At 34.8% G+C, this 21,233-nt stretch carries 19 protein-coding genes, 1 pseudogene and 1 riboswitch; of the genes and pseudogenes, 4 read left to right on the top strand and 16 right to left on the bottom strand.

Annotation, left to right across the window (positions count from 1 at the left end; all coding sequences use genetic code 11):
* The first annotated feature begins 76 nt into the window (after nt 1-76).
* Nucleotides 77-1,621 carry a caspase family protein gene (locus LDM90_RS02340; protein WP_223896371.1) on the top strand — a complete coding sequence of 515 codons (1,545 nt, stop codon included), beginning with the start codon at nt 77-79 and terminating at the stop codon, nt 1,619-1,621.
* Nucleotides 1,622-1,735: 114 nt separating this feature from the next.
* Here the strand turns inward: LDM90_RS02340 and LDM90_RS02335 are convergent, their stop codons facing one another.
* From LDM90_RS02335 to guaA, 11 genes are all read right to left on the bottom strand, one after another.
* Nucleotides 1,736-2,125 (bottom strand): DUF3021 family protein, encoded by a 390-nt coding sequence (locus LDM90_RS02335; protein ID WP_034981501.1) that lies wholly within the window; start codon nt 2,123-2,125, stop codon nt 1,736-1,738.
* A gap of 1 nt (nt 2,126) precedes the next feature.
* Entirely contained in the window at nt 2,127-2,579 is a 453-nt protein-coding gene (locus LDM90_RS02330; protein WP_109586636.1) for a LytTR family DNA-binding domain-containing protein, read from the bottom strand.
* 1 nt (nt 2,580) lies between these two features.
* Complete coding sequence (locus tag LDM90_RS02325; protein WP_223896370.1) at nt 2,581-3,426, bottom strand: ABC transporter permease; 846 nt, start codon at nt 3,424-3,426, stop codon at nt 2,581-2,583.
* Entirely contained in the window at nt 3,427-4,281 is an 855-nt protein-coding gene (locus LDM90_RS02320; protein WP_223896369.1) for an ABC transporter ATP-binding protein, read from the bottom strand.
* A gap of 170 nt (nt 4,282-4,451) precedes the next feature.
* Nucleotides 4,452-5,183, bottom strand: a complete 732-nt coding sequence (locus LDM90_RS02315; protein ID WP_223896368.1) for an ATP-binding cassette domain-containing protein — start codon at nt 5,181-5,183, stop codon at nt 4,452-4,454.
* A gap of 93 nt (nt 5,184-5,276) precedes the next feature.
* Entirely contained in the window at nt 5,277-6,029 is a 753-nt protein-coding gene (locus LDM90_RS02310) for an ABC transporter transmembrane domain-containing protein (protein WP_223896367.1), read from the bottom strand.
* Entirely contained in the window at nt 6,019-7,620 is a 1,602-nt protein-coding gene (locus LDM90_RS02305) for an ATP-binding cassette domain-containing protein (protein WP_223896366.1), read from the bottom strand. Before LDM90_RS02305 ends, LDM90_RS02310 begins: the two co-directional genes overlap by 11 nt.
* Nucleotides 7,621-7,968: 348 nt before the next feature.
* Nucleotides 7,969-8,679 (bottom strand): acetolactate decarboxylase, encoded by a 711-nt coding sequence (gene budA, locus LDM90_RS02300; RefSeq protein ID WP_223896365.1) that lies wholly within the window; start codon nt 8,677-8,679, stop codon nt 7,969-7,971.
* Nucleotides 8,680-8,842: 163 nt separating this feature from the next.
* Nucleotides 8,843-9,349 (bottom strand): DUF4411 family protein, encoded by a 507-nt coding sequence (locus LDM90_RS02295; protein ID WP_223896364.1) that lies wholly within the window; start codon nt 9,347-9,349, stop codon nt 8,843-8,845.
* Nucleotides 9,349-10,461 (bottom strand): ImmA/IrrE family metallo-endopeptidase, encoded by a 1,113-nt coding sequence (locus LDM90_RS02290; protein ID WP_223896363.1) that lies wholly within the window; start codon nt 10,459-10,461, stop codon nt 9,349-9,351. Before LDM90_RS02290 ends, LDM90_RS02295 begins: the two co-directional genes overlap by 1 nt.
* A gap of 230 nt (nt 10,462-10,691) precedes the next feature.
* On the bottom strand, nt 10,692-12,248 hold the full coding sequence (gene guaA, locus LDM90_RS02285; protein WP_223896362.1) for a glutamine-hydrolyzing GMP synthase: 1,557 nt from the start codon (nt 12,246-12,248) through the stop codon (nt 10,692-10,694).
* 184 nt (nt 12,249-12,432) lie between these two features.
* A riboswitch (purine riboswitch) is annotated at nt 12,433-12,530 on the top strand.
* Between the two features lie 80 nt (nt 12,531-12,610).
* Here guaA and LDM90_RS02280 point away from each other — a divergent pair.
* On the top strand, nt 12,611-13,189 hold the full coding sequence (locus tag LDM90_RS02280; protein ID WP_223896361.1) for a xanthine phosphoribosyltransferase: 579 nt from the start codon (nt 12,611-12,613) through the stop codon (nt 13,187-13,189).
* Nucleotides 13,189-14,502 (top strand): nucleobase:cation symporter-2 family protein, encoded by a 1,314-nt coding sequence (locus LDM90_RS02275; RefSeq protein WP_223896360.1) that lies wholly within the window; start codon nt 13,189-13,191, stop codon nt 14,500-14,502. The genes LDM90_RS02280 and LDM90_RS02275 overlap by 1 nt, the downstream gene beginning before the upstream one ends.
* A 74-nt stretch (nt 14,503-14,576) precedes the next feature.
* Here the strand turns inward: LDM90_RS02275 and LDM90_RS02270 are convergent, their stop codons facing one another.
* Together LDM90_RS02270 and LDM90_RS02265 are read right to left on the bottom strand one after the other, a co-directional pair.
* Nucleotides 14,577-15,461: a phosphotransferase gene (locus LDM90_RS02270; RefSeq protein ID WP_223896359.1), complete on the bottom strand. Its 885-nt coding sequence runs from the start codon at nt 15,459-15,461 to the stop codon at nt 14,577-14,579.
* A 511-nt stretch (nt 15,462-15,972) separates the two neighbouring features.
* Nucleotides 15,973-16,179, bottom strand: a complete 207-nt coding sequence (locus tag LDM90_RS02265; protein ID WP_223896358.1) for a helix-turn-helix transcriptional regulator — start codon at nt 16,177-16,179, stop codon at nt 15,973-15,975.
* 203 nt (nt 16,180-16,382) lie between these two features.
* Between LDM90_RS02265 and LDM90_RS02260 the strand changes: the two are divergent.
* Nucleotides 16,383-17,797: pseudogene (locus LDM90_RS02260) on the top strand (C69 family dipeptidase).
* A gap of 164 nt (nt 17,798-17,961) precedes the next feature.
* Here LDM90_RS02260 and scrK read toward each other — a convergent pair.
* From scrK to murA, 3 genes are all read right to left on the bottom strand, one after another.
* Nucleotides 17,962-18,834, bottom strand: a complete 873-nt coding sequence (gene scrK / locus LDM90_RS02255) for a fructokinase ScrK (RefSeq protein ID WP_223896357.1) — start codon at nt 18,832-18,834, stop codon at nt 17,962-17,964.
* A 271-nt stretch (nt 18,835-19,105) separates the two neighbouring features.
* Nucleotides 19,106-19,732 (bottom strand): hypothetical protein, encoded by a 627-nt coding sequence (locus LDM90_RS02250; protein ID WP_198212958.1) that lies wholly within the window; start codon nt 19,730-19,732, stop codon nt 19,106-19,108.
* A 160-nt stretch (nt 19,733-19,892) separates the two neighbouring features.
* The gene (gene murA, locus LDM90_RS02245; RefSeq protein WP_223896356.1) at nt 19,893-21,167 is read right to left on the bottom strand and encodes a UDP-N-acetylglucosamine 1-carboxyvinyltransferase; all 1,275 of its coding nucleotides are present in this window, start codon (nt 21,165-21,167) and stop codon (nt 19,893-19,895) included.
* Nucleotides 21,168-21,233 lie beyond the last annotated feature (66 nt).

Below are 21,233 nucleotides of genomic sequence, written 5' to 3'. Positions count from 1 at the left end.
CTGTAACATTACCGAATATTGATTTAAAATAAGTCTAGTTAAAGATAAAAATTAAATTTTATACGGTACAAAATTTATGAGCATAAAAGCACTAATAGTTGGTGTCAGTGAATATCATTACAACGATAATTCAAATCTTCCATTTTGTAAAAATGACATTAAGGCCATCTCTAAATCATTAATAAAGGGACTTGCAGTAAACAAAGAAAATATATTTATATTGGGAAACAATGGGATAGTTACAAGATCATCTTTTGTTGGTAAACTTTTTAAAACTGCTAATTGCGTTGATTATAATGACACTTTTATTCTTTATTTTTCCGGTCATGGAGGAAATATAGACGGAAAAAATCACTATCTTTTATTAACTGATAAAGAAATAAAAACAGAAGAGGTTCTTAAAGATTTAGATTTTATTCCTTCTAAAAACAAGTTAATAATTCTTGATACCTGCTACTCTGGTAATGTAAAAGTTAAAGAAGTAGGTCCTCTTAAAATTAGTGAAAGTATAAGTGACTTCCTAGGTAAAGGTTATGCTATTATTTCTTCTTCAAGCTCAACTCAAAGTTCATACGCCTATGATGATTCTAATATCAGTGCATTTACAAAGTTCTTTTGCGAAGCAATAGAAGATAAAGCAATAATTAAAAAAGGGGAAAAATCTTTAAATGATATAACGAATTTAGTACGTTTTTATTTTAGTTGGTGGAACAAACAAGTTAAAAGAGCCAAAATCCAAAACCCTTCATTTCATTCAAATATTAAAGGTACTATTACATTTCCTGTAAGTAGTTACATTCCTTACCATCCAAAAAAATATAGCGCAGAAACAAAAGACTACATTATCTATTCTGTTAAGCCTAGTAGTACAGGTTCTTTAAAAAGGCTTAAAGTTCAAATAATAGTTAAAAACTTTCCCTCCTTTACACAAATTGCAAATCTAACTAATCAAATCGTCGATAAAGTTAAATACCTAGATATATTTAATAGTAGCAGTTCTGAAGTTAAGTGGAAAAACAAAAAGGCAAATGTGGTCTTCTGCTTTTTTGGCAGAGATGAACAAGACATGATGTTTCCAAATTTCTTTTGTCGCACGGTTTGGACAGATAAACCTGAGAACAAGAAGCTTAAAAAAATAAACTTTGGTATTGAAAAAGAAATTAATAATATTGGTTTTGCTTTTAATGAGAATTACCTTATTTTGAAGGATTTTCAAAATAAAAATACTGAAAAAGAAAATTTACTATTGAAAAAGCAAAGGACAATAACATATAAATTAATTGATCAAGCGCAAAATTTTATTTCAACTTATAACGAATTTTTAAATAAAAACATTACTAAACAAGATTTAATCAAACATATAAATCAGATCGGTCTGAAAATTAATGAACTATATTTTAAAGATGGGGACCTGCCACTACCACCTAAAAAACTAAATAATTGGTATATCGCATGTAAGTGTTTAGCAGCAACAATTGATGACTTCACTTTAATTTTTAATAGTTACGATTTTGAAAAATCTCCATTTAAAGACTTAGAAATTAAAATGAATGATGTGATAGACAGATATTATCAAGAACTTGAAGAATTAAAAAAGGAAGAAAATAAGTTTTTGACGTAGAAAAAGTGATAGTGTCAACTTGACAATTAATGCATTAAGTTAATTTCAAACTGGTTATCTACGTGCTGATTGGTAAAAGCAATTTACAAACATAGAACTATATTTAAAAATTATTTATTTTTTCGCATTTCTTTTTTTAATACTAGAATTTATTTCTTTTACAGTCTGCACCTGTGACAAAATAACGATCAGCCAAATAACAATATAAGCTAATATAAATACGCCAATAAGCCAAAAATTAATCGGCCACTTATTTATCCAGGACATTAACAACACCAATAAAAATGTTCCTATAATATGAACGCTAAAAGCAATAGCTGGCGGCACATCCATTGCAAAAATCATTGATAAAATTCCTATTAATCCAGAAATAATAAAAACGGAAATAACACCTAAACGGGTAGGAACATCAGGAAAAGCAAAAGTCAATATTATCAAATAAGTAGCTGCACCAAAGCCCACACCGGTAAAGAAATAGTTAATGAAATTACTTAATTTTCTCATTTTAAAGACCCAACTCTCTTTTTAATGCTGGTAAATACAATCTGGAAACATCAGCTTTTAGATTATTTTTTAAAAGTGCGATCATATTTCCTGCAAAACCTACTTCTATCGATTCCAGAAAATTAATATTGATAATGCCATGTTTTGAAACCTGGATAAACCCATCACCCAGTTTTTCTAATACCTGATATAATCTACCAGTTGTTTTTATCATGTTTTTGGTAGTATAAAAGGTAATATCTGTTGTCTGGATTTCTACTTTGATAATTTCTGTTCGCTTAATGGTCACTATTCTGTCTTCCACTTTAACTGGTAAAAGATCGTATCTTTTTTCACCAAATTTGTGCAAATAATTAATTAAATTATTAACTGCTTCACTTTTTTGAGCTGCTTTAATTTCAACTTCAATTTCCTGTTCATTTAAATCAGAATCCGTTTTAAATTCAATTTTCACTTTACTTATTGCTCCTCCTATCAGTGATAAAAGAAAGCAAACCAATTACTAAAATTAGTATTGCAATCATTAATAGTAAAACGAGCATATTATTTAGCCGCCAATTATTCATCTTAAATTGTATTCCTAAATAATTTGTTAAATGCCGTTTTACATTAGCAGGAAAAGTGGCCAGTGTCTGCTTAAGTAAAAAATATCTTAAAGCAGCTGCTTCATAACTACTTGGTACTAATTTTACCAAACTTTGTGCTTGGGAGACTAATATACCATATGGCAAATAGGTCGCTACAGCAAAACCAGCAGCAGCTCCTAAAACAGCGGAAAGTCTGCTGAAAGTAGTGCTGGAATGCATGAAAAGCACGATTATTTCATCTAATAATGTAGCTGCAATCGCGCCTACCAAGATATATAAAAGTCCAGGTAAATAAGCTGATTGAGGAATCGTAATATGATCAACTAATGAAAAGTATATTGCCATTACGATAAAGGTGATGATTTGCATAAAAAAGCTGACTGTTGTTCCTGATAAAATGTAAGCAAAATTTTCTGCAAAGCGTGATATGCCCGTTAATTCAAAATCAGCGTCAGCGCGACTTTCGCGGTCACTTACTTGTTGACCTAAGGCCTGAAAAGCCGTAGTAATACCAGAAACCGCAACTATACCCGCTATCATCCATAAATCCAATATCTTAGTCACATGAGGCAATTGCTGCCAATTACTTCTTAAATTATTTTGCAAAAAGCCAATATAGATAAAGAAAGAAATCAGTGCACCCAGGCATGACATGAATACAGCAGGAATGTTAGAGAAATAAATTTTTAAATTTCTGCGAAATAATGCAAACATTTAATGTATCTCCTTTCCGGTAATCTGAAGGAAGGCATCATTGATTGTTCCTTTACGATATGAAAAATCGATAATGTTTTCTTGATTGTTTTTTAAAATTTCAATTGCTTCTCGTGGGGATAACAAGTCAATCGCAACCTGATCTTGACTGAGTTGAATAACTTTTTGTTTAATCTGTAAAATTTTGGTTTCCTTAACAGTAAGAATCAATTTATTAGGAGCAAATTCGGTCTTAATTTCAGCTGCAGAGCCACTGGCAAGAATTTTACCATTTTCCAAAATATACATTTGGTCAGCATTTTCTGCCTCCTCTAAATAATGAGTTGTCAAAAAAATAGTAAGGTTTTGTTGCTGCTGCAGTTTAGTCAATAATTTCCAAATAGCATTTCTTGTTTGGATATCAAGTCCTGTAGTTGGTTCATCTAAAAAAAGCAAATCCGGATTACAAATCAATGCTCGAGCTATGTCTACCTTTCTTTTTTGACCACCTGATAAAGTGCTAAATTTTTGATTTAAAAATTCTTTGATGCCGATCAAATCAATTAGGTGTTCAAGCCACTCATTAGAAAATTTACGATACATCTGTGCCCTTAAATAAAGGTTATCCTTGACTGTTAAAACATTATCTAAAACGCTATTTTGAAAAACTACTCCAATTTTAAGATTTGAGGCTTTTGAAATGATACCTGAGGTTGGTTTTAATAGTCCTGTTAACATATTTATTGTGGTGGACTTTCCTGCACCATTAGTACCTAAATACGCCACTAATTGTCCTTGCTTTATTTGGATATCAGCTTTATTAACGGCAATTTTATTCCCAAATTCTTTAGTTAATCCTTGTGTTTCAATTAACATAGCGACACCTCTTCCTTAATTTGAATTAAGCATACTAGTTCAAATAAATTTTGTAGCGCATTTTATAATAAGAGACAAAATAGTAATCACAAAAAGATAAAATTAAGACACAAAAATAAAAAAGGTGTTGATCAAATTTTTGATCAACGCCTTTAATGTTCAAAATTAACTTATTTACTTAAATGAATCTCGCGGTCAAATAAACTTTGCAGTTTTTCATCGAAATTATGCGCGATAAAAATTACAGTACTCGGCATTTTAAGGAGTTCTTGCAAGATTACTCTGGTTCCTTCCTGATCAATTGCACTTGTGCCTTCATCTATTAACAGAATTTTACTGTCATGTATCTGCGTACGCGCTAAAATAATTTTTTGCCTTTGGCCACCTGAAACATTCAGTTTTTGCAAATTTAGTTTGGTTTCTATACCTTGAGCAAATTGAGCCAGATCTGGTTTTAACCCGACGGCAACTGCAGCGGGTTCAGCTAGCTGATTTAACTTGGAATCAAACATAGTGATATTGTTTTTAATGGTGCTGGGAAATAAAACAGGATCTTGGGCAATATAGCCAATTTTAGCTAAATCAGGTTTAATCACTTTTCCCTCTTGATCCTTAAACGCTATTTTTCCCGAACTCGGTAGCAAAATCCCTAAAAGCAGCTTAAATAAAGTTGACTTGCCTGCACCGCTGTCACCTGATAGCAAAATTTTTTCACCAAAATTGACAGTGATATCAGGGAACTTTAGAGTCTCACCATTAGGAAAACTAATTGCCAAATCTTTTGTACTAAAAGCAAAAGGTGCCGCTAAGTTTTCCTCATCAGTTTTTACTGGTAAAGTCGCTGCTGTAACTTTATTTCTTAAAGTTTTACTACCCTTAATTAAACCAAAATAGAATGGCAAGTATTCGATTGCCAGCGAAATATAATGACTAAAATTACCGATAACTGCAATCGCACCAAACGTGACCAGACCGCTTTTAATTAAAATACCCGTTCAGACGAACAATATTAGGATCATAATTTGGGCAACACCGTTAGTAATAATGGACAAAACTTGTTGTTCTTGTGTCTGTTTGAGGTTGGCCTTTTCTAAATCCCGCGCGCCCTTATGCATCACACTAGATAATTTATCACCGGCAAGATAACGCTCTAATTCAGCAATACCGCTCAACCAATTTTCAATCAGATCCAAATACTGTCTATTTTGATGAGAAACCTTTTCCGTTGCTCTTTGCAACGGCTTTTCAATTATTTTAGGTAAAACAATGGAAACTGCTACCGAAATTAAGATGAGCAGCAACAAACTCCAGTGCATCGTTAGCAGGGCAATTACGGAGAAAATAACATAGCCCAGAAAATTGCAAATGACCGGAATTAAGTTAAAAGACTGATCATTAACCGTATTAAGATCATTGGTCAGGCGGTTTTTAACTTGCGAAGTTTGATGATTCTTACGATCATAATAGATGTGACTCACTATTTTGCTTCTTAAGTTGTGATTAAATTCTTGAACTTGTCGTGTCAGTAAATATTCGGAACCCCAGTCAAAAGCATACGATGAGAGATAAGCTAATGTAGTAAAAATGATGATTAACAGCCACGCTTGACCGTCATGCTGGCGCAAGGCGGTAAATTCCCACATATTTAAGTAAGATGCCCCGATTAAAACAAAGGGTTGTAAGAAACTAAAAAGCACAATGAATATGAAACGAATTCGATTGGAATGAAAAAAGTTTTTAAAAGTCATCGTTTCTCTCCTTCTGGCTTGCTAACCGAATCGTTTTATCAAACATATTTTTAACCTCAGAATTAAGATTATGAGCAATCATAATCACGGTCTTGTTAGTGTGAGTCAGGTCAGCAATAATTTGCATAGTTGCTTTACTATCAATGGCACTTGTCGCTTCATCCAGCAAAATAATTTCATCAGCGAAAACTTCTGATCTGGCCAGGATAATCTTTTGCCTTTGACCACCAGATAAATTGTTTTTATCCAAATTAACTTGGGTATCAGTTCCTTGGGGAAACCTTGCAATATCGCTCTGCAATTGTACTTTATTAATTAAATTAGGCACTTGATCCAAAAATTGTCGATGAAACATCACGATATTTTCCGCAATTGTTCCTGGAAATAATTGCGGATCTTGAGCAATGTAACTGATATGGTTTAAATTTGGTTGAAAAGCTTGCCCTGCTTTATTTCTAAAAATAATTTGCCCTTGATAGGGCTTGATCTTACCCAAAAGAGCTTGAAAGAGTGTTGACTTGCCAGTTCCGCTATCGCCTGCAAGCAAAACTTTTTCACCCTTATTGACCACAAAATCGGGATATTTAATTATTGGACCATTAGGATATTTAAGCGCCAAACTTTTAATTTCAATTTGGGCAATTTGAGCAGATGACCTATTCGGTTTGGTTTTAGTGTTAGAAATCAGACTAGCAGTAGTTTGATTGATATTTTTAGTGGATTTAATCTTGACCGCAGCACTTGTAATAGAGGACACAGCTGAAAAAATACCGAAAGCAAAAGAAGTCGAAGCTAATGCCTCCCCAATTTTTATTTGCCCAGTTAAAAACAGGATGCCCGCTAAAAAGGCGATCGACATTTGCCCTAAGGTATTGCCAATTCCATTAATTGTATTGGAAGCACAGTTTTTATTGGTTTGATTGACTTTAGATTTTTCTAACTTCTCAGCGTAACTGCTCAATTCTTTATTTAGGATCGTCCATGCATGATACCTTCGCAGTTCATTTAAGCCATTGATCCATTCACCGATATCAGTTAAAAATGCGCTGGTATTTTGCATCACTTTTCTACTTGCCTCTGAAGTCATGCGCGCCATTATTTTGGGTAAGCTTAAATCAATTAAAACAAAAAATGCAGTTAGTAAAACGAAAGACCAATTTAAGCTAAAAAGGACACCGGCAGAAAGCAAAATGATGAACAAATTGCTAAGAACATTAACCCAGGGCAGAGCAAAATCGCTGGTTAAAGTATCGAGATTGCTTTGCAGATAATTCTGCATTTGCGCGACTGTCGCATCGTTTTCATTATAAAAATGGTCTACCATTTGCCCTCTTAATTGATCAAGATATTCCTGAATCTGTGCGTTAAAAAGGTAAGTCGCTAAAGGCAAAATAAATACACCACAAACTACCGGGATAAATTCAATTAATTGCCAGCGAATGTAAACGGGCAAATTGCCAACGCTTAGTCCGTTAACTGCAAATTGAAAAAAATATTGGTCAAGTGATCCTGTAACAGCAAAAATAAAATAAAGTAAGATAATAAAAATTGCTCGTTGTTTATTAGAGCCAATCAGTCCCTTTAATGTCATGTGCTTGCGTCTTTCATTCTATGCTAAATCAATTTTATTAAATTTATCTAATAATAAAATGAATGAGCAAGGGTGTCAAATTAGCAGTCAAAATATAATGGCTGGTTATAAAAAACTAATTCTTTAAAAAAGAATTAGTGTGAAAGTGATTAAAATTTTACATTGGCGGTTTACGATAATGACGGTAATTAAAAGGTTTTTTATTTCTTTGGCAAATTCTTACTTTCCGAAGTGTATTGCCAAAATTATTAGCCACTCTACTTTTTTAAAAATTTGAGTCATTAAAAAATGCTCAATTATAGTTTCAACTTTAGTTGAACACTCTTTATTTTCATCTTACTAATAAATTTATTCTGACTTCGAAATAACATTGTCCAACTTGCTGGTATCACTTAAATTGGCATTTAAAAATTCCTGATTATCAACTGGCAAATGCAATTCAAAGTTTTCTATTGACTGAACGCTGACTGTTACATCTTTCATTGTAGCTGCCAAAACATGACCGCCAAAGCTTAAATCGTCGGCCAAAAAATGATTGTGAAATCCTGAAACTCCAACACCTTGAAAAACAGTTGGGGTGTAATAAGTAATCATTGTTCCACTGATATTTTCAGTTTCAAATTCGACTTGATTTTCAGCTATTTTCCCCAGAGACGGATAAGGCTTATGAGATTTTTTAGAAGACCTTGTACGAATTTTTTGGAAAACACCTTTAGTCAATATTGCGAAAAATTGATTTTGGGCAGTATTTTTGGTCAAAACATCTTTTAGCATTTCCGCCAATCCAATATTTTGGTAGCTTTTAAATTTGTGATAATCGGCAAAACTAACGTCAGCATAAGTCACTTTAAAGTCATCTGGCAGTTTCACAGCTGGACCACTAACATCTATTTTGTAACCGACACCGTCTAATATCACTAATTCACCATCAACGCCATCACCGGTTCCGATGCCAATATTACCATGTTTTAACAATTCTGACAGCGGTAAAGTGCCTTCCAATAGACCTTCAACCAACATTTGCATAGTTCCGTGTTGAAATAATGTGTTTTTCGTCATATTTGCTGCTCCTTTTTTCAAAAACTTATATATAAAAACAACCAGAACAAGATTAGTTTTTACAAATTAGTTTAGCACCAATTTGTTTTCAAATTATTATGTCTGATTGTTTTTCAACTCTTGATATTTTTAGTTTAGTGAATAATTAGCTCGGTCTAAAAATTCAAATGCACAAATTGATTTTTTCAAAGAAATCATTCATGTCAATGCAACCAACTTCTAAATCATCGCACACATCAGGTATTTTTGCAGCCTTATTACCATTTGGATTATGCAAATTAGGATTACGAATTTCGCTTGTTACAATTGTTAAATTTTCTTCTTTTGCAATAGCAATAAGCCAAGGATCTGCAATTTTCTCATGTGCCCATCCTCTGTCAGCTGATAAAGCTTCTTCTTTATAATATTCACAGTCATCAATATATTGTAGTACTTGTGCCCATTGCATTGCATAGTTTTTATGGTTTATTATTTCTTTTAAATAATTTTTGTCCAACCATTTTCTAAATTTAGGGTCTTGGTAGTTTTCATCAACCACAATTTCGGGAATGACAACATATTTATTTAAAATGGCGGGTAGCTTAGCCCAAAAGCTTGGAAAATACTTTACCCGATAATACCGTTCATAAAAATTTATATAGATATTAGTATCCAGCAAATATTTTTCCATTACATTCTGCCCCCCGTCAGAATCTTAAACGACTTATAACTAACACCAACAATATTAAAAGCATCCGTATAAGTAATCTTATTTTGTTTTATGGCATTTTCAATATAATGCACAAAAGTCTGATCAAAGTGAAACCTGATATTATTATCATAATTTCCGCCCTTAGATTTTTTGCTTGGCGGAATTTTTGCAAATTCTTTTTCTAACTGTGAAACCTTTTCATCATATTCTTTTTTTGTCAAAATGTTCATATCATATAATCTACGTACAATGACAAATTTACTAACAGGAAATTTGTGAGCTAAAAATTCAATATCGTAGTTATTTAGTTTTCTAATTTCTTTATCTGGCAGCAATATTTCGGCTGTAACTTTATTAACAAAAGCTTCTGTGCGATCAAACTTGTATGATCCTGCATCAACTAAACTGAGTATTTCTTCCTGATCAAGAAAAAGATGAACTAATTCATGAACAAGTGTAAATAATCGACCTGCTTCGCTATCCTTAGAATTAACGAAAATAACAGGTGCTTTTTTGTCACTTAAGACAAAACCCCTGAACTCATCTAGCGACAAACTTCGATGCGTGTTGCTTTTTACCGATCCATTAAAGAAGATAAAAATGCCTATTTGACTCATTTTATCTCTAAAATATTTCAACGCATTCTTTTCCACATTTTTCTGATAGTTAATCGGAATATTGAGATACTTGCGAATATCATCTACAACTTGCTGATACTCACTTTTAACTGAATATTTTCCAATAAAATCAAGTTCATAATCTATTTCATTTCGGAGAAATTCCTGCTTTGTTTGCATTTCAATAATCGTATCTCTAAGTTCATTACTAATCTTTTCAATACGATTTGAATTAATCGTTCTAAATTTAAGTGTATTCTTATTGGTCTCAACTGGATCTGAAAGAAGCAGCAAACCAGTCGGCACATCAATAAGTTTAGCAATTTTTGAAAGTTGATTAAAAGTAGGGTTTTTACTGCCATCTAAAAAAGCATCAATGTTCTGAACTTTCATTTGTAAATAATCTTTGGAAACACCAGAATTATCAATATAATAAGACAAAGTATGTGGATTTATGCCTAATCTAGTTACCATTAAAAACACCTCCCTTATTAATACGCATTTATACTTTTATTTTCCTCAAAAATTCACATTAATGCAATCTTTAAAATTATTTTATGATATTAAATTTGTTTTAAACAACTAAAGGAACAATTTTAACATTTTTTATAAATTAAAAATATTAAACACGCTCGCTCATAAAAATTATGAGTGAAAATAAAAAGCTTTGAAAGCCTAGTAGCTAGCAAAGCTAATTCATCATATTATTCCCACTCAATCGTTGATGGTGGCTTACTGGTAACATCGTAGACTACACGGTTAATGTTGGGCACTTCATCAACAATACGCGTTGAAATCTTTTGCAAAACATCCCACGGCAAGCGGGCAAAATCAGCGGTCATCCCATCAATTGATGTAACTGCACGAATACCAATAGTATAGTCGTAAGTGCGACCGTCACCCATCACGCCCACGGATTTGATACCGGGTAAAACGGTGAAGTATTGCCATACTTTTTCCTGTAAACCGGCCTTTTTAATTTCATCCCGCAAAATTGCATCACTGTCACGCACCAGTTTGAGTTTATCCTCAGTTACTTCGCCAATAACGCGAATGCCAAGGCCAGGTCCCGGGAATGGCTGCCGCCAAACTAAATCATGCGGAATTCCTAATTTTTCACCCAGTTCACGTACTTCATCTTTAAATAACTTGCGCAAAGGTTCAATTAGTTTAAAGTGTAAATCCTTAGGTAACCCACCAACGTTATGATGCGACTTGATTGTCTGGGCGGTATTTGTGCCGCTCTCAATCACATCAGTGTAAAGGGTGCCTTGGGCTAAAAAGTCCACATCCTTAATTTTCTTTGCTTCGTCCGCAAACACCTCAATAAACTCTTTGCCAATGATTTTACGCTTTTGCTCTGGATCGGTGACACCTTTCAGTTTATTTAAAAAGCGCTCTTGGGCATTTACCCGAATAATGTTAACGCCTAAATCACGGTTCAAGGCAGCCATTACTTCATCGCCTTCATTTTTGCGCAACATACCGTGATCCACAAAAATAGCCGTCAGCTGGTTGCCAATCGCTTTGTGCAAAAGGGTGGCGGTAACGCTGGAGTCTACCCCACCAGATAAACCCAGAATTACTTTTTTATTACCTACAGTTTTTCTAATTTCAGCAATTTGCAGGTCAATAAAATCAGACATTGACCAATCAGCCTTAGCACCGCAGACTTTAAAGGCAAAATTACGCAAAATATCAAGACCATACTGCGTATTGCGCACTTCCGCGTGGAACTGAATACCATACATTTTAGCTTGATCGTTAGCAATAGCGGCAATCGGGCAATTCTTACTTGAAGCGACCGTTTCAAAGCCAGCAGGCGCACCAGTAACCAAATCACCATGACTCATCCACACGTATTCATCTTTGGGCAAACCGGCAAATAAAACGGAGTTAGTATCTTCAACTTCGATGTCGGCACGACCATATTCAGAATTAGCTGCTTTTTCAACCTTGCCGTTTAAATAAGAAGCCATTAGTTGCATCCCGTAACAAATGCCAAGAATGGGTATGCCCAACTTAAAAATTTCAGGGTCAACTTTCAAAGCATTTTGGTCATAAATACTGTTAGGACCTCCCGAAAAAATAATGCCCTTGGGGTTAATCTGCCTTATTTGGTCCATACTAATATCATGGGGCAAAAGTTCAGAATAAATACCAAAATCCCGCAACCGCCGTGTAATTAATTGATTATATTGACTGCCAAAATCGAGCACAATAATCTCATCAAAATCACTAATATTCTTTTTCACCGACATCCAAGCTCCTTTACTAACCTTCTTCAATACAATATCAACTTTACTAAGAAATAGTTCAGTGGTCAACAATTTTTTAGCGTTATACTATTAGTTCACGAATATTTTTAAAAACAATTATATAAATAATTCGAGATTTACTTTTAAAATTGGTCTTGCACATATTATGCGACTCTGTTACAATGCTTGCAACAGGAAAATAAATATCTATATATTGCCGTAATGAGGTCGGCAGTTTCTACTCAGAACCGTAAATTCTGAACTATGGATAATTTGGCATTTTGTGTGGCTATTTGCTGCTTTAAAGGGCTTTTTTTACCATAGTTTTGGTAGAAAAAGCCCTTTTTGTGATGAAGGAGGAAAAAGTGAAATTATTAGAAGACCGGATTCGTAGTGACGGAGAAGTTTTACCCGGTAACGTTTTAAAAATCAACTCGTTTTTAAATCATCAGGTAGATCCCGAACTAATGAAGAAAGTCGGAGAAGAATTTAGCCGTTTATTTAAAGACAGTGGTATCACAAAAGTTTTGACTTGTGAGGCTTCTGGAATCGCTCCCGGAGTAATGACAGCCTACGAATTGCATGTGCCTCTGGTGTTTGCCCGCAAGAAAAAAACTGCAACATTAAATGACGCGGTATATTGGGCAGATGTTTATTCTTACACTAAAAAAGTCACCAACCAGATTTGTGTTGAACAAAAATTTTTGGACCAAGATGATTGCCTGCTAATTATTGATGATTTTTTAGCTAATGGAGAAGCTGTTAAAGGCATGATTAATATTGCTAACCAAGCTGGTGCTCAGGTTGCCGGTGTCGGTATCGTAGTTGCTAAAACATTTCAAGATGGCAGCGAGTGGATTAAAGATCACGGGTATCACCTCGAAGCATTGGCAGAAATCGATAGTTTGGCCAATAATCAAGTACATTTTGTGGGGGAAAAATAATGGCAGAAAAAGAAGTTAGCCAGCAAAAAGCAGCGGTTTTAGGTTTACAGCACTTATTAGCGATGTATTCCGGAGCTGTCGCTGTACCCCTTCTAATTGGTAATGCACTAAAATTTTCTCCTGCACAAATGACCTATCTTGTTTCAATTGACATTTTCATGTGCGGCCTTGCGACACTTTTGCAATTAATGCGCAACAGGTATTTCGGCATTGGTTTTCCAGTCATTTTGGGCTGCGCCATTCAAGCAGTTGCCCCATTGCAAATGATTGGTCAAAAATTCTCAATCAACGACATGTACGGTGCCATCATTGTTGCCGGCATTTTTGTAGTTTTAATCTCAGGTGTTTTTGCTAAAATAAAAAAATTCTTTCCTCCCGTCGTAACAGGGACTTTAATCACCACTATCGGTTTAACACTTGTTCCAGTGGCAATTCAAAATATGGGTGGTGGCAATTCTGCTGCTAAAAGTTTTGGCAGTGGTCAAAATCTCCTTCTGGCTTTTTGTACCATGTTCATTATCTTGGCACTGGAAATTTGGACTAAAGGATTCATCAGGTCAATCTCAGTTTTAATCGGCTTAGTTTCTGGGACAGTGATCGCAGCCTGTATGGGCCTAGTTTCATTCACTCCCGTCATGGAAGCATCCTGGTTCCACTTACCTCAACTATTCTATTTTGGAGTGCCGAAATTTGAATGGTCTTCCAGCCTGACAATGATCATTATTGCTTTAGTGTCAATGGTTGAGTCTACCGGAGTATTCTTTGCCATTGGTGATCTTTTGCACCATGACGTAACCGAAGAAGACTTGAAAAAAGGTTATCGTGCAGAAGGTATCGCCCAAATTTTTGGCGGTTTATTCAATGCGTTTCCTTACACTACTTTCTCTCAAAATGTTGGTCTTTTGCAATTATCCGGTATTAAAACCAAGCGTCCGATTTATTGGGCTGGCGGATTACTCATGGCTATGGGATTGTTGCCTAAAATTGGTGCTATGGTAACAATCATTCCTACCCCAGTTTTAGGTGGTGCCATGCTGGTCATGTTTACCATGATTGCTGTTCAAGGCATTAAGACTTTAGCCAAAGTTGACCTCAGTGATAACAATAATGTGCTAATTATTGCCATCTCAGTTGGACTTGGACTCGGCGTTACTATTTATCCCCAATTTTTCAAAAACCTGCCGGCTACTGTCCAATTATTTCTAAGTAATGGGATCGTAATTACCAGCTTGTCAGCTACTATTCTGAATTTCTTACTTAAAGGAGGTGACAGAAAGGCAAAACAAAAAACTCAAACTGCAAATATCATGTAAATAAAATTGTTTTTACCCTTGAGACAATTTTGTTTGCACCAAAAAAGTATCTTCTCTGTTAAGAAGATACTTTTTTAATTTGTAAATATCAAAGCATTCATGTTTGCCTTGTCGCTATTTTTCTTTCTGATGCCTAAAAATGAAAAACAAGTTGCCAGCATTTGTTCACCAATTTGCTTAAATGGCTTGTCAGCAATTTTTTCAGTATATTTCATAATTCCAATCGCAGTTATAAAAATGAGAAAGGATTGCGTCAAGGGAGTAACTGCTACTTCTTCACCACATTTTCTATACCCATTTATAAAGGAAGCAATTAGTTTTTGATTTAACCTGAAATCTTGGTAAAAGAGTTTAATGAAGTCCTGATAATTTACCCCCATGCGAGCGCGTTCAAAATCAATTAAACTCAGTTGACCCTTAACAATTTTATAATTACGTAAGCCTACATCCCCATGTAAAACAGTAGTGGCATGAGCCTTTAGGTCTTCTGCAATATCTGCTTTTTGCTCTGTAAATAAAATTAACGCCTGCAGCAGTCTGCTTTTTATTTCTTCATTCTGCAAACTACTAATGTCAAATTTCGCTTTCTCGAAAAGTTGGTTATTTAGGTATATGCCAGAAAAAGGTTTCACTTTTTGATGAAACTGTGACAATTCTATTCCCATGTCAAATGCCATATCAGGAGTGATTCCTTCTTTAATATCAATTGGCGCCAAATCTTTCATGACTAAAACAAATTGTTGAATCTGTTTGATAACAAAAGTGTCTAATACACGAGTATTTAGTTGCTCATTAACAGCTTTTTCGGTTAAAAATTTACCTTCTTGAGAAAAAACTTTAATAAAAATCACTTGTTTATAAATTTCACTATAACCAAAAAAGGTGCTGTTTAATGACTGATGCGTTATTTGGGTTAAGTTCGCTTTTAATTTTTTCTGTAAAATTTCCTTAGTTTCCATATCTATATCTCTTTTAGTCTTTAGGCTTTCTATAATTCATAATTCACTCGATTTTCTTGCCAATCGAGGTAGCAGTAAGCAAAGGCAAAAGCCCATTGACTTATAGTGATTAGCCTGCTAATCACTATAATGCTCATAGCAGAAACTGAAATAGGTATCACGATTGATTGTGATGGCAATTTTTCAATAACTATTAAAATAAGAAGTAAACCAACGGAGCAAAATAAGGTTACTATACCACTAATATAGTTTGTTCACAGCATTAATTTCCATTCACGTTTATCATTATGTGACATATTGGCTGAATAGCTATCAGTATTCCATCTATTGTTCGGACATGTTTATACCTAACTGTTTTACTCTTATGCTTACTAAAGCTATATATCCTAGTTCCAATAATATGATAATCAACAAGAAAAAGATCGAATTGTTTTCGTAGATGGAAAATACATTTAATAATACAAACATGAAAGTAGTTAACAACGTAACATAAACAATGTTTTTCTTTGTTTTAATCATTTTTTTCAACCTCATATAAGAATAACTTGTCAGCCGTTACCCCTAATATTTGAGCCAAGCGAAAAAAGAGTCCTAAAGATGGGTCATACTTATCATTTTCAATGGCGTTGATCGTTTGCCGAGTAACATGGGCAGCTTCAGCTAATTGAGACTGTGAGTATCTCTGCTTTTTACGCAATTGAGCAATTCTATTTTTCACTAGTTCACTCTCCTGTCAAACATATTGGACATTTTTAGTAAAACATCTTTTACATTTTAAGCCAACACCAAAAATATATTTTAGTTAAAATCTTTAAATCGAAAAAGTAATAATAATTTAGGCTTAAGTTTACTCATTTTTTTGCAAACAACCCGTTTTTTTTAATACAATATAGATTAAGTAATTTTGAAAGGACAGATAAGATGAAAAAAGCAGAATGTACGACTATTCTTGTCGGTAAAAATGCCACCATTGACGGCTCAGCTATGATTGCCAGAAGTGAAGACGGTGGCCGTGAAATAATTCCTGAAGGGTTTGAACTTATTACACCTGAAAAGCAACCTAAGCATTATGAAAGTGTCATTAGTCACCAAAAGATTGATGATGAAGACTTAGCAGAAAAGCCTTTACGTTATACTAGTGCACCTGATGTCTCCGGTGAAAGCGGCATCTGGGGTGCAGCCGGAATTAACTCAGAAAACGTAGCAATGACTGCTACTGAAACTATTACAACAAATGCACGTATACAAGGCATTGATCCCCTTCTTGCAAAAGGAGGTCTTGGTGAAGAAGACTTTGTTACTCTAACATTGCCTTATATTCACAGCGCCCTTGATGGCGTTAAGCGCATTGGTTATTTACTGGAAAAATATGGCACTTATGAAATGAACGGTATGGCTTTTGCCGACCACGATGAAGTTTGGTACCTGGAAACTATTGGTGGTCACCACTGGATTGCACGCCGTATTCCTGATGACGCCTACGTTGTTGCTCCTAACCGTTTAAACATTGATGAATTCCACTTTGGTAAAGATGGTTTCTTGGCAGATGATACCTTAGAAGACTTAATCAAGGAATACCATTTAAATCCTGACCGTGAAGGTTACAACATGCGTCATATCTTTGGTAGTTCAACTATTAAGGATGCCCACTACAACAATCCTCGTGCTTGGTTTGTTCACAATTACTTTGATCCAGAATTCGGCGGCAAGCCAACTGATCAGGATCAACCTTTTATTTGCCACGCAAACCGCAAGATTAGTATTGAAGATATATGTTTTGTTGAAAGTTCACACTATCAAGATACCCCATTTGATCCATATGGTGATCAGGGTACCCTGAGCAAAAGAAAACCTACCGTCCAATTGCACTAAACCGTAACTTCGAAACCCATATTTTGCAAGTTAGAAATGATGTCCCCGAAGAGATTGCAGGTGTGCAATGGCTTTGCTTTGGCCCAAATACCTTTAACAGCTTCGTCCCTTTCTACACGAATGTCAACGACACGCCAGCCAGCTTCCAAACTGGTCCTAAATTTGATTTGAACAAGATTTTCTGGTTAAACAAATTAACAGCACAATTGGGTGACACTAATTTTAAAGTCTACGGTGAACTTGAAAATGACTTTGAACAAAAATCATTAGCACAGTGTCACTTCATTCAACACGAAACTGATAAAAAAGTTGCAGGTCTGTCAGGCAAAAAAGCTGAAGACCTATTAACTGCAGCCAATCAAAAGATGGCTGACCAAGTATATAACAATACTATTGAACTGCTGGGTAACATGGTCACTGAAGGCCATAACCTGGCAACACTTAAGTTTGACTTGTTAGATTAATCTAATATTCAATCTCTAAAGGAGACTTAAAAAGGCTCAATTTTAAAATTTCATAGAACATTCATAGTTATTAATAAAAAAGCGTTGAGAACAAACTCAACGCTTTTTTAATCAATTTTTAATGCTATATTTCTTTCAAAATAATGTCTTAAAGATTTTACGGATTATTCTCTTAATAATCTTTTTGCTAAAGCAAAGTCACCAACAGTGGCAGAACCATTATTCACAATCTCGGGCATAGTAATATATTGCTCTAATGGAGGTACATGAACATAATCGTTTAGTAATTTTGCAAAATCACGTCGCACTTTTTCTAGAAACTCTTCACTGGTAACGCCACCGCCAAAGACAATTTTGTCCGGACGTAAAATCAAAGTAACTTGCAAGGCAGCCTGTGCTACATAGTAGCTCATAATATCCCACACAGGATCCGCAAGCGGCACATCTTTACCCGATTTATTTAGGCGTGCTTCAAAGGTGGGACCTGAAACCAAACCTTCTAAGCAATCTTTATGAAAAGGACAAACACCAGCAAAATCCAAGTCATCTGGATGGCGCTTAACTTTAACGTGTCCCATTTCGGGATGACCTAAAGAACCTACCAACTTGCCGTTAATAATAGCTCCGCCACCTACTCCGGTGCCGATTGTGTAGTAAACAAGAGAGTCAACATCTTCATTTGATAACTGTGACATCACGTATTCGCCACAAGCTGAACCATTAACATCAGTAGTAAAAAATATTGGCACTTTAATTGCTTTTGTCAAAAATCCGACAAAGTCAGTATTACTCCAACCCTTTTTAGGAGTATCAGTTATAAAGCCATAATTAGGTGCCGTTTTTCGCACCTCAATTGGTCCAAAAGACGCAATTCCAATTGCATCAACTTTAAACTGCTTAAAGTAATCTACCGTTTTTTGTAAGGTTTCCTCTGGTGTCGTAGTGGGAAAAGTTGTTTGATCCTTAATTTGATAATTCTCATTGCCGACCGCACATACAAATTTTGTACCACCGGCCTCAATTGATCCTAGTATCATTTATATCTCCTTAATTGACCTTTCATTTTAATTACTTTTTTATTATAACTCTCAATCAGAATCTAAAAAATTTTTTCTCAAATAAAAGGTGCACCTTCTTGCAAGCCATATAAAATAATTACTTATTAAAAAAGCCCGAAGCAATCATACTTCAGGCTTTATATTTTACTTAATCTATATTATTTATCTTATCTATATTAAGTTTTTGAACAATTTTCAATCAGTAGTAGCAATATTACCACATAATCTTATACTTGATCTATTCCTTTAATTAATCAGGATACTTTCCAATTAATAGCACTGGTATTTCTCCCATAGTCCCATACTTAACGAATTCTTTTAGTTCTTTGATAGATGTCAGTGCGATTTTCTTTTCGTATCCTGTCAATTCATTGGCCAACGTTTCAGCTTTAGCTAATAGTTCTGCAGTTGGCTTATTATTATCTCTAGCCGTCGTAACATCAAGCTCTGCTTGCACCAAAGGTTGCAGCTTTTCATCTTCTGTATTTTTGTTATATATACCAGTTAGATATGTAGTAGAACCCTTATATTTACCATCTTTTGAAACTAAATCAACAAACATGCCATTATGAATTGACCAAACTTTTTTAACTTTAAAAAGTGTATTGTTCTTGACGATCTTTTTAATGACTTTGGTACTATAGGGTTTACCAGTAGACTTATATAAGGCTCCCTTTGTGGCATCAGTTAGTTTAAAAACATAACCGGCCTGAGCAAACTTTTTGGACAAAGTCTTTTGAGAATAGTGAAAGACCGTTTCTGCGCTTGTAACAGTTTTTGCTTCAACATTGTTGACAGAAAAAACTGCTCCGACAGGAACGCTTAGCAAAGCAGCAGCTATGATAGTTTTAAAAAATTTATGAAAGTCCTTTTTCATTTTTATACCTCATTATTTCATCTATTATTAATAATGATGTAATTATATTACGTTTTTATTACAAAAAAAACAATAAAGTATTTTTTATAATTTAAAAATATAAACAAACAGGCTAATCATTATGATTAGCCCACTCAACTATTATTCAGTTACTATTAAATTATTTACTCGGCACATCCTGAATTTTCACATTGGCTCCGAGCAGACGTAATTTTTCTTGGACGCGATCATAGCCCCGTAAAATATTGCCAGCATTGTTGATAACAGTTGTACCATCGGCCATTAAACCGGCTATCATTAAACAGGCTCCTGCACGAATTTCGCCAGCTGAAACCGTAGTACCATGAAGTTTAGCAGTAGGATGAACCAAAATAATATTGTCTTCAACCTTAATATCCGCACCCATTTTGCGTAATTGCTCAATGTGTCCAATTCTTTTTGGATAAATTTGGTCAATGATGACACCTTCACCAGACTTAGCAGAAAGCAAAAGCGGTGTTACCGGCTGTTGCAAATCTGTCGCAAATCCGGGATAAGAAGAAGTACGAATTTGGGTCATTTTTAAATCCCCAGCAGGATAAACATAAAGCGAATCCTCTGTTGCATCAATTACCACACCCATTTCTTCTACTTTAGCTAAGTAAGAATCAAGATGTTCTTCAATAATATTATGAATGCAGATACCGTTGCCAATACAACCAGCAAGAGAAATATAAGTGCCTGCTTCGATTCGATCAGGAATAATAGTATGGGGAGTCTTAGCTTCAAGACGCTCAACACCCTCAATCCTAATAGAATCAGTTCCGGCACCTCTGATAACCGCACCCATATTATTTAAAAATGTAGCTAAATCAATTATTTCAGGTTCTTTAGCAGCATTATCAATAATAGTTTGTCCTTTAGCAGTTACAGATGCCATAATTATATTCATTGTGGCACCTACTGAAGGCATTGCCAAATGAATTTTAGCACCATGCAGACCATCTGCAGGTGAAGTAATTTTTATTTGATCATTCTCATTTTTTACACATGCACCTAGGGCCTCAAATCCTTTAATATGCTGATCAATGGGGCGGGGACCAATATCATCTCCACCAGGGAAGCCCACAACAGCCTTACCAAAACGACCAAGAAGAGCACCCATAAAATAATAAGATGCGCGCAAACTCTTGATTTTACCACTTGGCAATGGGCTCATCTTAATGTGTTCTGGATTGATACGCAATGTCGTATTTTGAAAATCACTTGCGACACTCATTTCACTTAGCAGATCCATTAAGTTGTCAACATCTGCAATCCTTGGAACGCCTTCCAAAGTTACAGGTGTACGCGACAAAATTGATGCTGGAATCAATGCAACAGTCGAGTTTTTGGCACCACCAATCCAGACATCACCCTGCAGGGGCTTTCCACCATGAATTATCATTTGCTTCATTGGCGAAAAAATCCTTTTCTATTTCGTTTAGTCATAATAATGTTATAGGAATTTAACAGAAAAAAC

The organism is Lactobacillus huangpiensis, assembly GCF_019972815.1.
In the GTDB taxonomy this organism is placed as follows: Bacteria; Bacillota; Bacilli; order Lactobacillales; family Lactobacillaceae; genus Lactobacillus; species Lactobacillus huangpiensis.
The sequence above is the reverse complement of the archived record's forward strand: the minus strand, read 5'-3'. Positions and strand labels throughout refer to the sequence as shown.

Coding starts and splice junctions, on each gene's coding strand:
- budA (WP_223896365.1), bottom strand. CDS start 8,679: ATGACGAAAAACACATTATTTCAACACGGAACTATGCAAATGTTGGTT.
- LDM90_RS02310 (WP_223896367.1), bottom strand. CDS start 6,029: ATGACTTTTAAAAACTTTTTTCATTCCAATCGAATTCGTTTCATATTC.
- LDM90_RS02305 (WP_223896366.1), bottom strand. CDS start 7,620: ATGACATTAAAGGGACTGATTGGCTCTAATAAACAACGAGCAATTTTT.
- LDM90_RS02275 (WP_223896360.1), top strand. CDS start 13,189: ATGGCAGAAAAAGAAGTTAGCCAGCAAAAAGCAGCGGTTTTAGGTTTA.
- LDM90_RS02270 (WP_223896359.1), bottom strand. CDS start 15,461: ATGGAAACTAAGGAAATTTTACAGAAAAAATTAAAAGCGAACTTAACC.
- LDM90_RS02340 (WP_223896371.1), top strand. CDS start 77: ATGAGCATAAAAGCACTAATAGTTGGTGTCAGTGAATATCATTACAAC.
- murA (WP_223896356.1), bottom strand. CDS start 21,167: ATGAAGCAAATGATAATTCATGGTGGAAAGCCCCTGCAGGGTGATGTC.
- LDM90_RS02335 (WP_034981501.1), bottom strand. CDS start 2,125: ATGAGAAAATTAAGTAATTTCATTAACTATTTCTTTACCGGTGTGGGC.
- LDM90_RS02250 (WP_198212958.1), bottom strand. CDS start 19,732: ATGAAAAAGGACTTTCATAAATTTTTTAAAACTATCATAGCTGCTGCT.
- guaA (WP_223896362.1), bottom strand. CDS start 12,248: ATGTCGGTGAAAAAGAATATTAGTGATTTTGATGAGATTATTGTGCTC.
- LDM90_RS02295 (WP_223896364.1), bottom strand. CDS start 9,349: ATGGAAAAATATTTGCTGGATACTAATATCTATATAAATTTTTATGAA.
- LDM90_RS02290 (WP_223896363.1), bottom strand. CDS start 10,461: ATGGTAACTAGATTAGGCATAAATCCACATACTTTGTCTTATTATATT.
- LDM90_RS02325 (WP_223896370.1), bottom strand. CDS start 3,426: ATGTTTGCATTATTTCGCAGAAATTTAAAAATTTATTTCTCTAACATT.
- scrK (WP_223896357.1), bottom strand. CDS start 18,834: ATGATACTAGGATCAATTGAGGCCGGTGGTACAAAATTTGTATGTGCG.
- LDM90_RS02320 (WP_223896369.1), bottom strand. CDS start 4,281: ATGTTAATTGAAACACAAGGATTAACTAAAGAATTTGGGAATAAAATT.